Annotated in this window: 9 protein-coding genes; 3 read left to right on the forward strand and 6 right to left on the reverse strand. The window is 42.5% G+C overall.

What is annotated here, in order from left to right:
• Nucleotides 1–321: 321 nt before the first annotated feature.
• Nucleotides 322–3,063, forward strand: coding sequence for an HAD-IC family P-type ATPase (locus CES82_RS00840; RefSeq protein ID WP_098823425.1), 2,742 nt, complete (start codon nucleotides 322–324; stop codon nucleotides 3,061–3,063).
• A 144-nt stretch (nucleotides 3,064–3,207) separates the two neighbouring features.
• On the opposite strand, the gene CES82_RS00845 is transcribed toward CES82_RS00840, so the two are convergent.
• A complete protein-coding gene (locus CES82_RS00845) occupies nucleotides 3,208–3,438 on the reverse strand; it encodes a hypothetical protein (RefSeq protein WP_098823426.1) in 231 nt (76 codons plus the stop codon).
• 128 nt (nucleotides 3,439–3,566) lie between these two features.
• Entirely contained in the window at nucleotides 3,567–4,397 is an 831-nt protein-coding gene (locus tag CES82_RS00850) for a YitT family protein (RefSeq protein ID WP_098823427.1), read from the reverse strand.
• 195 nt (nucleotides 4,398–4,592) lie between these two features.
• Here CES82_RS00850 and CES82_RS00855 point away from each other — a divergent pair, with 195 nt between their 5' ends.
• On the forward strand, nucleotides 4,593–5,999 hold the full coding sequence (locus CES82_RS00855; RefSeq protein WP_098823428.1) for a C69 family dipeptidase: 1,407 nt from the start codon (nucleotides 4,593–4,595) through the stop codon (nucleotides 5,997–5,999).
• Between the two features lie 277 nt (nucleotides 6,000–6,276).
• Here the strand turns inward: CES82_RS00855 and CES82_RS00860 are convergent, their stop codons facing one another.
• From CES82_RS00860 to CES82_RS00875, 4 genes are all read right to left on the reverse strand, one after another.
• A complete protein-coding gene (locus CES82_RS00860; RefSeq protein WP_225364799.1) occupies nucleotides 6,277–7,593 on the reverse strand; it encodes a Na+/H+ antiporter NhaC family protein in 1,317 nt (438 codons plus the stop codon).
• Nucleotides 7,594–7,762: 169 nt separating this feature from the next.
• Complete coding sequence (locus CES82_RS00865; protein ID WP_098823429.1) at nucleotides 7,763–9,691, reverse strand: copper-translocating P-type ATPase; 1,929 nt, start codon at nucleotides 9,689–9,691, stop codon at nucleotides 7,763–7,765.
• 68 nt (nucleotides 9,692–9,759) lie between these two features.
• A complete protein-coding gene (locus CES82_RS00870) occupies nucleotides 9,760–10,131 on the reverse strand; it encodes a cupredoxin domain-containing protein (RefSeq protein ID WP_098823430.1) in 372 nt (123 codons plus the stop codon).
• Between the two features lie 158 nt (nucleotides 10,132–10,289).
• Nucleotides 10,290–10,655: an ArsR/SmtB family transcription factor gene (locus CES82_RS00875; protein WP_369689062.1), complete on the reverse strand. Its 366-nt coding sequence runs from the start codon at nucleotides 10,653–10,655 to the stop codon at nucleotides 10,290–10,292.
• Between the two features lie 106 nt (nucleotides 10,656–10,761).
• Between CES82_RS00875 and CES82_RS00880 the strand changes: the two genes are divergently transcribed.
• The gene (locus tag CES82_RS00880; RefSeq protein ID WP_225364800.1) at nucleotides 10,762–12,651 is read left to right on the forward strand and encodes a heavy metal translocating P-type ATPase; all 1,890 of its coding nucleotides are present in this window, start codon (nucleotides 10,762–10,764) and stop codon (nucleotides 12,649–12,651) included.
• Nucleotides 12,652–12,705: the final 54 nt, after the last annotated feature.

A 12,705-nucleotide genomic window follows, 5' to 3' on the forward strand; every position in this document is an offset into this window, starting at 1 on the left:
GATTTGTTAAGCATGTTCATTGTACAATTTATTTCGGATTTGTAAAATAGTTTTTAGGCATTCCTTAACATTTTTATTTTTTTGATTCCGCTTTCATTTGTAAGCCCATTCATCTAGGCCAATATCTAAAAAAAATAAATTTTTTTAACAAACTAGGCATAATGTACAACTTTAGAGCGATTTTGCTTGTATTTCGCATTATTAATATTTAATCTAATACTTAGCAATATAGAAAGAAGGGATTAAATTGAGGGAATTATTGAGTAATTTGGTATTTCCAGACCGCTAATCACACGTTAATCACGAAAGGATGATCAATTTATGGCAACACATTCAGACAATCAGCAAGTTACTTCCGTGGCAACCGACGACAACAAAGACGCCGGACCCAGTCAGCAACAAGTTTGGCACCAATCGACTTCTGAACTAGAAAAACAATGGCAGACCAACTGCGAAGACGGACTCAGCACAGTTGAAGCTAAAAAACGTTTCGCAAAACATGGTCCCAATGAGCTAGAAGCCAAGAAAGTTTCAAATTTGTTGCGATTCTTAAAACAGTTCAACAACAGTATTATCTACATCTTACTAGTCGCAGCCATCATTACATTTGTGCTGCACCGTTACTCAGATTCAATCGTTATTGGACTGGTGATTATTGCTAATGCGCTGATCGGCTATTTTCAAGAAATATCGGCTGACAATGCCCTAGAAAAGATCAAAGACCTGTTAGTCTCAGAAAGTTTTGTCATTCGTGACGGCCAAAAAATTACATTGCCGTCTCGCGAACTCGTTACTGGCGATATCGTTAGGTTAGAAGCTGGTGATTCCGTTCCAGCCGATTTACGACTCGTTGAGGCCGATAACCTAAAAATTCAAGAATCAGTGCTAACTGGTGAAACTGATTCCGTTGAAAAAATCGAAGAGCCAATTAATGCCGCCGATGTACCTTTAGCTGAACGCCAAAATCAGGCCTTTGCATCCACCGCCGTTACCAGTGGCTCTGGTTTAGGCATCGTTATTGCGACGGGTTCCCATACCGAAATTGGTAAAATTCAACAAGATGTCGCTGATGTCAAGGCGCAACCAACCCCGCTGATGCAGAACTTAAACCGGTTGGGTGTTGGGCTTTCAGTCGCCATTGTGGTGGCCGCAATTTTGCTCTTCATCCTTGGCGCTGCAATTCACGTCTACAGTCTACCGACACTCCTAATCGCGGTTATCACAATGGTTGTCGGTTCAATGCCAGAAGGATTGCCAGCAAGTACTTCCGTTGTGCTTGCCATGGGAACTAGACAACTCACGAAACAAAATGCCATTGTTAAAACGCTGCCTGCCGTTGAAACACTGGGCGCTGTTGATATTGTTAATACTGATAAAACCGGGACTTTAACTAAGAATGAAATGACCGTCACCGATATCTTAACGCCTGAACATCAGTATCAAGTCTCCGGCGTCGGCTATGATTCAGAAGGTCAAATTCAAAACGGTAACGGTGAGGCCGTCGATTGGCAGCATAATGAGCATTTACGCTGGTTAGTCCAAATCGCTGGACAAACCTCTGACGCCGTCTTTAACGAAGAAGACGGTCATTGGGTTTTAACTGGTGAACCGACCGATGGTGCCCTCACAGCGCTCTTCCACAAGTTAAACCACACCGAACCAACCGTTAATGAAATCGACTCATTGCCCTTTGATTCAGCTTTTCGGTATTCCGCTCGTTTGGTAGATTATAACGGTCAGCGCGTGCTCATGGTTAAAGGTGCACCGCAGACGCTTGCTAAATTAATCGAAAAACAAGGTGGTCAAGTTAACGCTGGTGTCATGGCAGAACAAATGAGCCAACTGACTCGCCAAGGTAAGCGGGTTGTCGCTCTGGGTTACCAAATTATTTCCCAGGAAATTACCGAAATCGATCCCGATATGATTGGTAAGGGACTAAACTTAGTCGGCTTAGTCGGTATCATTGATCCACCCCGTCCAGAAGTTGCCGATGCTGTAAAGAAACTACGGTACGCTGGTATTCAAGTCAAAATGATTACGGGTGATGATCCAGAAACTGCTGCTGCTATTGCTAAGCAGTTAAACCTAGCGGATTCTCCTAAAGCTATTACCGGCCCAGAATTAAATCAGCTCTCCGATGAAGAACTGGCAAATGTCATCGATAACTACACAGTATTTGCTAGAACAACCCCTGCCGATAAACTGCGAATCGTTCGCGCTCAGCAATCCCTTGGTCACGTGGTTTCAATGACCGGTGATGGTGTAAACGATGCCCCCGCTTTGAAACAAGCTGATATCGGTGTTGCGATGGGAATCAAAGGTACCGATGTTGCTAAAGGTGCAGCTGACATGGTGCTTGCCGATGATGACTTCACAACCATTTTAGCAGCCGTTAAGGAAGGCCGTCACGTCTTTGATAACATTCGTAAAACCATTCGTTTCCTGTTGCCAACTAGTTTTGCTGAGGGTCTCATAGTGGTCTTGAGTATTGTGATGGATCAATCATTACCGTTGTACCCGACGCAATTACTATGGATCAACATGGTTTCTGCCCTCACGATTCAATTTGCCTTTATTTTTGAGCCAGTTGAATCGGGCATCATGTTACGAGGACCACGAAATGTCAAAGCAGGTATCTTATCAAAAATGGATGTCGTGGAGGTCATTTACGTCTCACTGTTAATTTCTGGCCTAGGTATTTTTGCTTACGACCAGTTAGTCGGCCACGGCATCAGTGCGTTAATGGGTAGCACCATGACACTGAATATTGTGATTTTCGGTAAGATTTTCTACCTGTTTAATCTGCGAAATAACCATCCCGTTATTTCCAAGTATTTCTTCCAAAATAAGATGGCATTCTACATTATCGGCCTGCTGATTCTCTTACAGCTGGCGATTATCTACTTGCCATTTATGCAAGGTGTTTTCCATACGACAGCAATTAATTTCCACTACGGTTGGGGAATCCCAATTGTTATGGGATTCATTGTTTTAATCGTAACCGAAATTGTTAAACTATTTCGATTACATTGGAATCGACTGCATAAAGATCGTATTAGCTAAACATTAGGTATTCAAAAAGGTGTGATAACCAGTCAAATTGACTGGTTATCACACCTTTTTTATTTCCCGGGACATAGCCCGTGATAAGCTGCTAATCTGAAATATTTCCACATATTGATTGACATATGACCATGTTTCAACTCATCAACGTAATTGAATTTGAAATTTTTCTGGTCCATTAATCGATGCTACCTTGATTACCTGACCATCCTTCACTGGCTGCTGGCACCAGAAATTGGCGTGCGCATGCTCATTAAACCTAAACTGGTAACACGGACCATCTGGTGCCTTAATGACGTCAACAACTGCTTGACTACCATCAGATAATTTAACTGTTTCATCCTTTTTTGTTGGACGCATGTAAATTGTTGTCATTGTTACCGCCTCCGTCTTACATGATACCACATTTTAGGGATACCTAAAATTATTTAGCTTGGAGAGGAGGCGAGCCCTGAATAAGCCAATGTAATAAGTTCACCTAATTTCAACCATCAATCCGCTATCTATAAATCCGGCAAATGCCGTCCACGAACGCTACGAATTTGATCCGTCACGACCAAGGCCTCAGGATCCACCGACATGATAATCGGCATAACCGATGTCCAATCCCGATTACTGCAGACGTAAAAAAGTGCATCCATATTTTCTTGGCTATAAAAGCCTGTCGCTTTCAGCATGGTGACCCCTTGTCCTAGGTTGGCGGATAAAGCTTCACCAATTGCCCGATTCTTTTTTGACAGTACCAATACTGATTTTTTGGCGCCTATTGCGTCCAAGTATTTATTCAGTACAACAGCTGAAACATAAAGTTCTAGTGCAGTTAATAGCATATTTTGAAACCCAATAATGAAGCCTGAAGGAATCGCCACGATGAGATCAAAAAACAACATGGCTGATCCATTCCGGATACCGAAATAACGGTTAACAATTTTAGCCAATATTGTACTACCTGCAATCGTCCCTTTAGCACGGAAAATCAGCCCCATGGAGATCCCCATTAAGACACCACCGGCAATGGCAGCAATAATTGTCTGACTGGTATGATACGGCCAAAGAACGGGTACTCTCAAAAAAAGGCTGATCCAGATTACCGCCCAGAGTGAATAGAACACCGTTTCACGTTTTAAGAACTTAAACCCAACTAAAATCAAAATACCGTTTAAAACAATATTGGTTAATGCTGGCGGAATTCTAAACGTATAGTATCCAATAGCTGTTAAACCAGTCACTCCGCCCTCACCGATCCGATTAGGAATCAAAAAATAGTTGATTGCCAAAGCATAGATCAACGCACCGAGAATAATTTGAATGCTGTTTTTAACGACCGATTTCAATTAAAACTCTCCCCACTCATCTTTACCATACACTCTACGCTATAAAGATTATTCAAATCAACCTTGTTTCAAAGATAATTATTTCTAAGCCGAAGAATGTTTCATGTGAAACAATTAAGTTGCCCGCACTAACTGAGAGGGTTGCAAACGAACGTGATACAATGGACTAGTAATCAAATTAAAGGGAGTGTTTGCATGACTAAACGAATCAAGGGTTCTTGCACCACAATGTTAGTGGGCAAAAAAGCCTCAATTGATGGTTCCACTATTATTGCAAGAAACGAGGATGGCGCTGGGCCATTAAACCCACAGAAGTTTGTCGTCGTTAACCCTGAAGACCAACCTCGGCATTACAAATCAGTTTTGAGCCAGGTTGAGATCGACTTGCCTGATGATCCACTGCGTTACACATCAACGCCTGATGCTACCGATGGCCATGGTACCTGGGCCGCGGCTGGTATCAACAGCGCTAACGTTGCCATGACGGCTACTGAAACCATCACCTCTAATTCACGAATTTTAGGTGTTGATCCATTAGTTGAAAACGGTATCGGTGAAGAAGACATCACCACACTGACCTTACCTTACAGCCACTCTGCTCGAGAAGGCGTTCAACGTTTAGGCAGCTTGCTGGAAAAGTATGGTACGTATGAAATGAACGCCATGGCTTTCTCTGATAAAGATGAAGTTTGGTACTTTGAATCCATTGGTGGCCATCACTGGGCAGCCATCCGCATCCCCGACGATGCCTATGTCATCGCGCCTAACCGGTTAAACATTGATCAATTTAATTTCAACTCCGATAGTACGTTATGTTCTAAAGACCTGTCTCACATGATCCAACAATATCACATGAATCCTGATAAAGACCAGGTCAATCTACGTCACATCTTCGGCAGTGCTACTATCAAAGACACTCGGTATAACAATCCACGTGCTTGGTATGGTCAAAAATACTTCAACCCAGAATTTGATACCACTCCAATCGATCAAGACCTACCGTTCATTTGCCACACGGATAAGAAGATCTCCATCGAAGATATGAAATTCGTACTCAGTTCACACTATCAAAATACGCCATACGATCCTTATGGTACTGGTACTGAAGCTCAGAAAAAGCAGTTCCGGCCAATTGGAATCAACCGGAATCAAGAACTGCATATTCTACAAATTCGGAATAATGTTCCGGACGAAATTGCTGGTATTCACTGGTTAGCATTCGGTCCAAATACCTTTAATTCTGTAGTACCCTTCTACGCGAATGTAACTGATACGCCAGAAGCCTACAAAAACACAACGGGTAACTGTGACCCAACCAATATGTACTGGTTGCCAAACGTTTTAGCTTTGATTGGTGATAATGACTTCGCACTTTATGAAGACCAAGAAAACTTATTTGAAGAACACACCGTTGCGCAATGCCGGAACCTTCAAATCAAGGCCGATCAAAAGGCGGTTGCTCAATCAAATCTTCCTGCTTATCTTGAAAAGGTTAATAACCAAATGGCTGACATTGCCAAAACGAATTCAAACACTCTACTTGGCCAAATGTTAGCACTTGGTGAACCACAAATGAAACTGAAATTTCAACTGAATGATTAAGCGAATGCGGTAATTAGAATTCGTTCAATCTAAAAATGAGGTTGTGCCATAAGTCTATATTGGTAAGTATCTCAATTAATTTTTAGCTAGAATTAGTGTTTACTGTACTTTGGAGCTATACGGAAATATAGCCTAATTACGCAACAAAACTCAGATTCCGGCCATTTAACGCAAATAATGCCTATTCCGTTTTTGCGGAATAGGCATTATTTGCGTTAAATTCTGGAATCTACCGAGTTTTGTCGCAGCTTCATTTTTTAGATTGCTTTTAGTACACCTAAATTCTTACCCGAGCTTCTTTGGGTGAAAAATGGCTGACTAAGAAGATAATGGAAACAATTCCTAAAACCATGCAGTACCAACTATACGGTACAATCGAGGCTGCCGATACTTGAGCAATTGCCCCTGCCATCAATAATTGACCTCCATAGGGAATCAGGCCCTGGCCAACACAGGAGAAAACGTCCAAAATACTGGCAGTATACGATTTAGAAATATGATACGTGTCTGACAGATCCTTCGATATCGGTCCGGCAATCATAATGGACACCGTATTATTAGTGGTAATTAAGTCTAACAACAGAATCAAGAAGGCAATGGCAAACTTACCGCCCAACGCACCATTGGCATGTTTAGTGATCTTATTCAGTAACCACTGAATACCGCCCATGTGTGTCATTAAAGCAGCTAGCCCACCAACGACAATGGAAATCAGGGAAATATCCGCCATGGATAGCATCCCCTTATGAATCGAATCTAGTGCACCAATAAAATCAAAGCTACCAGCGCCAATTCCAATCACTGTTGCCGTTACGATTCCCAGAAAAAGGACGATCAACACGTTAATGTTCATAAAGGATAGCGCAATCACCACAATGTACGGTAAAATATTAAGCCAGTGAATGGTCCCAAGACTGCCAACATCCGCATGACCAACGTGAACAGTCATTAGCAGTACGATAGTAATCAAAACTGCGGGAACAACCATGATCGCATTAGTTTTAAATTTATCAAAAATGGTAACGCCTTGCGTTTTAGCTGACACAATGGCGGAACCAGAAATTAATGATAGATCATCACCAAACATGGCGCCACTGACCACCACTCCAGCCATTAGCGGCATACTAATATGGGCCATCTGGGCAATACTAGCGGCAATCGGCATCAACGCTGCCACGGTTCCCATAGAAGTTCCCATGGCGAAACTAAGAATACAGCCAAGAATAAAAACACCGGGAACTAAAAATGATTTGGGTAAATACGTTAACCCAATATCAGTAATCGTTTCTACCGCGTGCATTGACTTCGTTACGTAGTAAAATGCGCCTGCCAACAGAAAAATAATGATCATCAGAATCATCGTTTCCTGTCCCGCACCTTTAAAAAACACGGTTAATTTATCACTAAAAGTATCTTTGCGATTATCGCCTTTCAGCAAAAAAGCCACGATACTCGCCAGCATCATAGCGACCAGTAGCGGCATATTATCAAAGCTGCCGGTGAGAATACCCGAACTAATATAGAGAACAAGGAAGAAAATCAATGGCAGCAAGCCAACGAAATTACCTTTTGGTGACGGTTCATTTGATTTCACAATCAATTCCTACTTTCAAAAAGTTTACTCAAACTATTATAACGGTCCGCTTTTTGAGAAAAATGGGAGATTACTGAGAGTTATCACATTGTTTAGCATAACAAAAGCAGGCTAATATCAGTAGTAACATCTCCTGATAATTAGTCTGCTTTTTATACTGTTGTAAACTTTACGCAGTTTCAGAAACATTAGTCGTAATTTTAGCACGGTTCAGTAACACCGAACTGGTAACAACGGATAATGAACTAAAGGCCATTGCCAAGCCAGCCAGTTCTGGACTGAGCGTTAACCCAATGGCGTAGAACGCACCTGCTGCCACCGGAATACCCAGTACGTTATAAACAAACGCCCAGAATAAATTGAGTTTAATTCTGTTAAAGGTTTTACGACTCATGGCCAAAGCCCGATCTACATCGCGTAAATCATTTTTAACCAGTACGATACCACCCGATTCAATGGCGATGTCCGTCCCAGAACCCATAGCAATACCAACATCCGCGACCGTTAAAGCTGGTGCGTCATTGATGCCGTCACCAACAAAGGCTACCTTGCCTGTCTGTTGCAACATCTTGACGTGATCTGCTTTATCTGCAGGCAAAACATCCGCGATGACAGAATCAATACCGACCTGATCCGCAATCGCTTTTGCCACTCGTTCATTGTCTCCAGTTAACATCACCGTCTTCAACCCTCTTTGTTTCAGAGCAGCGATGGCTTCTTTTGAGGTTGCCTTTGGTGCGTCCTGAATGGCAATCAAACCAATCACTTGATGATCCAAACCGACATAGACAACCGTCTTTGCCGCTGTCTGTAACTTGATAGCTGTCTGTTTTAGATCATCTATCATGTTGTGGTCTGCCAACAATTTATCATTACCAATGAAGGCGGTTTGACCATTTACCGTTGCGGCAACTCCCTTACCCTCAATGGCTTGAAAGTCGGCCGCTGGTGCAACTGTAATGCCCTCACCTTTAGCTTTAGCCAAAACTGCAGCAGCCAAGGGATGTTCCGAATTAGCTTCCAAACTGGCAGCTAATGGTAAAATCTGTGATTGATCACCGACAATGTCCGTTACTTCAGGTTTTCCCATGGTAATTGTGCCAGTCTTATCGAAAACCACCGTGGTAACGTCATTAACCGCTTCAAGGACTTCCCCGTTTTTGATGAGGATACCCATTTTAGCAGAGCGACCCGTCCCAACCATTAGAGCGGTTGGCGTTGCTAAACCTAACGCACATGGGCAGGCAATCACAACAACGGAAACAGCAAAAATCAAAGCGTTAGCAACACTTGCGCCAAGTAATACGTACCAAACCAAAAACGTCAGGATTGAAATAATCAGTACAATTGGCACAAAAATATTCGACACTTGATCCGTTAACTTTTGGATCGGTGCATGGCTATTCTGTGCCTTCCTAACTAATTCAACGATTTGAGACAACATAGTGTCACTGCCTACTTTTTCAGCCTTGAACATGAACGTTCCATTACTGTTCAGCGTTGAACCAATTACCCGGTCACCTGCATGTTTTTCAACGGGCATGCTTTCACCGGTAACCATGGATTCATCGATAGCGGAGCTGCCCTTGGTAATCACACCGTCTACGGCAATCTTTTCACCTGGTTTAACCCGAATCAAATCACCAACTGCCACTTCGCTTAATGGTACTTTAATCAGTTCACCATTTCTCAAAACCGAAGCTTCTTTAGCCTGTAAATTAACTAACTTATCAACGGCATTCGAGGCGTTATTTCGCATCCGCTCTTCGAAAACCTGGCCCAATAGAACAAAGGTAGTCACAAACGCTGCACTTTCAAAAAAGACCGCTTGATGGGTAATCATGGCGTATATGCTGTAAAAATACGCCGTTGCCGTCCCAATAGCTACCAATGTATCCATGTTAGAATGATGCTTTGTGAAAGACGCCCAGGCACTTTGCCAAAACGGACCTGCTGAAACAGCCATGATAATTGTCGTCAGTACTAACATCGTCCATTCACCACCCGGCAGCATCCAGCCAAACGGGTGAAAAATCATTTCTGCTAACATTGGTAACGACAGGATCAACGAGATCCAAAAACGACTTGTAATTGACATCCTTGTTCACCACTTTCCCCAAAACTTTGCGTTTGGTAACTAAGCCTCACTTAATATTGATAATCAATTTACTTAATAATCAATTTGCCATGAAACATATCCATTCCGCAAGCCCACTGGAATTCTCCGGGCTTGCTAGTATCGATGTCAATGGCTTGTTTTTCACCCTTTGGTAACTCGCGGTTGATACCAAAATCGGGGAAAACTACCCGATCCAAACACGTTGATGGATCCCGACGAGTGAAGTTCAAAACTGCAGGAACACCCTTCTTCAAAACCACTTTTTCGGGTGAGTAGCCGCCATTAACGTCCACATCAATCTCCTGGACATCATTAGTAACGTCAGCAGTTTCAGTAGCCACTGCATGCTTACCAAAGAACCACCAAGCGATAAAACCAATCAGTACAAGCCCAACTATTAAGACAAACATTTTAATCATGATAAAAACCTCCAGGATTTTTATTTTTACGTTTACATTTGTAAACCATAACTACATGATAAATGCTTCGTTTACAATTGTCAACCGCAAAAGCCGACCACTTTGCAAAATGCAAAATAGCCGGCTTTACAGTGAATATGTTTAACGATAGGCGCTGATCAATGCTCTAAAACGTGTGCTTTGACCTGATCAACAATCGTCATGATGTGCCTGTCAGATAACTCGTAATGAATGTTTTTACCGTTCCGAGTCCCTTTGACTAAATTTTGCTGTTTCAACAGACTTAATTGATGCGAAACCGTTGACTGATTCAAATCCAACACTTCGGTAAGTTCCGTTACGCTAAGGGTCGATTCAGCTAACGCCAAGATAATGCGTACTCGAGTCACATCGCCCAACGCTTTGAATAGTGCAACCATGTTTTCTAATTCCGATGAGACGGTTAAATGATCTTTTAAGTGTTCTACGATTTCTAAATGTTTAGGATTTTCCATTGAATATTTAACTTCCTTCATAATAGTCATGATTTGGTATTCGGTTAGCTACGAATGCGGTTGCATTTTAGCAGCAGCACGGGTACAATTCACATTAAGATATGCACATATGTTGATATGTATTGAGGTGATAACTATGAAATCAGCAACTGTTCCCACTCGCACCCACAACACGGTACGCGGCTTTCTAAATCATAAAAGCGACTTAATAATGATTGCCAGTTCAACCATTATATTATTAATTGCGGTCAGTTTACCAGCCTCAATCGAAAAAATTCTGCTCTATATTGCTTCTTATGCGATTATTGCTTATCCCGTTATCTGGGAATCACTGACCAATATCATCAGTGGCGAATTTTTCGACGAAAACTTTTTGATGACAGTTGCTACTGTTGGGGCAATTGCACTTGGCGATTACCCCGAAGCCATCGCAGTAATGTTATTCTATGAAGTTGGCGAACTATTTGAAGATATCGCTGTTCAGCAGTCTAAACAGTCCATCTCTGCCCTCTTAAAACTCAAACCAACGACAGCTACAATTTTAACTCCTACAGGTGAAAAAGTTATTACCCCTGAGCAGGTTATTCCCGGTCAAACTATCCGGGTAAGACCCGGCGAAAAGATTGCCCTAGACGGTGAATTAATTCGTGGTCATACCAGCTTAGACACCTCAGCGTTAACCGGCGAATCGCTACCTCGTGACATTCAAAAAGGTGAAACCGTTTTGAGCGGTGCCATTAATCTTACTGGTGTCATCGATATTCGTGTTACCAAACCCTATCAGGAATCAACGGTAGCTCGAATCCTAGACCTCGTCTCAAATGCCGCTCAGCAAAAAACAACAACCGAAAAATTTATCACTCGTTTTGCTAAAATCTATACGCCAATTGTTGTTGGCTTAGCGATTCTTTTAGCCCTTTTCCCGCCCTTACTTCACCTGGGTCCTTGGGCTACTTGGATCAACCGTGCTTTAGTTTTTCTAGTTATCAGTTGCCCCTGCGCACTGGTGATTTCCGTACCACTAAGTTTCTTCGGTGGCATTGGAGCAGCCTCACGACACGGTATTCTAGTTAAAGGCAGTAATTTTCTCGAAGCATTAACACACGTAAATACGATTGCATTTGATAAAACCGGAACTTTAACAAAAGGACATTTCACAGTTAGTGAGATCAACGCGGAAGCGCCTTTCACTAATCAGCAACTGTTAGGCATTGCTGCTGCCGCTGAACAGCACTCTAACCACCCTATCGCCCGTTCCATCATAGCAGCTTATGACGGTGATTTGACTCAATTTAAACTTCATGATATTCAGGAAACGGCAGGTCATGGTATTGAAGCGACAATCAATGATCAGATAGTTGTGGTTGGCAACGCAAAAGCAATATCATTAAATCACATTACCATGCCTGCAACTAACACCAACAGTACTACAGTCTACGTTGCGGTCAATCAAAAATTTGCCGGTAGTATTCAAGTTGCTGATCAGCCTAAACCAGACTCAAAAGCTGCCATTCTGCAGCTCAAACACTTGGGCGTTAAAAACACCGAGCTACTAACCGGTGATAATCAAGGTATTGCAAATCATATTGGTGAACAACTTGGTTTGGATCAGGTTGAGTCCGAGTTATTACCTGCACAAAAAGTTGCCAAAATGACCGCATTGACCCAAGCTGCGCATACATCTCATCACCAAGTTGCCTTCGTTGGCGATGGTATTAACGATACGCCTGTCTTAGCTCGGGCTGACGTGGGAATCGCAATGGGTGGTCTTGGTGCTGATGCCGCCATCGAGGCCGCGGATATTGTCATAATGGATGATAAGCCGTCAAAAGTTGCTACTATTATTCAAATTGCAAAAGCCACCAAGCGAATCGTTTGGGAAAATATTAGCTTTGCTTTGGCCGTTAAAATCATCTTTTTGATTTTGGGTGCATTTGGCATCATTGGCATGTGGGAAGCCGTCTTTGCTGATGTTGGGGTGACCATGATTGCCATCTTGAACGCACTACGTCTTCAAAAACAGTAGTAAAATAGCCTTGAATCAAGACCGATAACCATTATCGAGCCTGATTCAAGGCTA

Source organism: Secundilactobacillus silagincola, assembly GCF_002583405.1.
GTDB classification, from domain to species: Bacteria; Bacillota; Bacilli; order Lactobacillales; family Lactobacillaceae; genus Secundilactobacillus; species Secundilactobacillus silagincola.

Coding starts and splice junctions, on each gene's coding strand:
- CES82_RS00865 (WP_098823429.1), bottom strand. CDS start 9,691: ATGTCAATTACAAGTCGTTTTTGGATCTCGTTGATCCTGTCGTTACCA.
- CES82_RS00845 (WP_098823426.1), bottom strand. CDS start 3,438: ATGACAACAATTTACATGCGTCCAACAAAAAAGGATGAAACAGTTAAA.
- CES82_RS00870 (WP_098823430.1), bottom strand. CDS start 10,131: ATGATTAAAATGTTTGTCTTAATAGTTGGGCTTGTACTGATTGGTTTT.
- CES82_RS00880 (WP_225364800.1), top strand. CDS start 10,762: ATGAAATCAGCAACTGTTCCCACTCGCACCCACAACACGGTACGCGGC.
- CES82_RS00840 (WP_098823425.1), top strand. CDS start 322: ATGGCAACACATTCAGACAATCAGCAAGTTACTTCCGTGGCAACCGAC.
- CES82_RS00855 (WP_098823428.1), top strand. CDS start 4,593: ATGACTAAACGAATCAAGGGTTCTTGCACCACAATGTTAGTGGGCAAA.
- CES82_RS00875 (WP_369689062.1), bottom strand. CDS start 10,655: ATGACTATTATGAAGGAAGTTAAATATTCAATGGAAAATCCTAAACAT.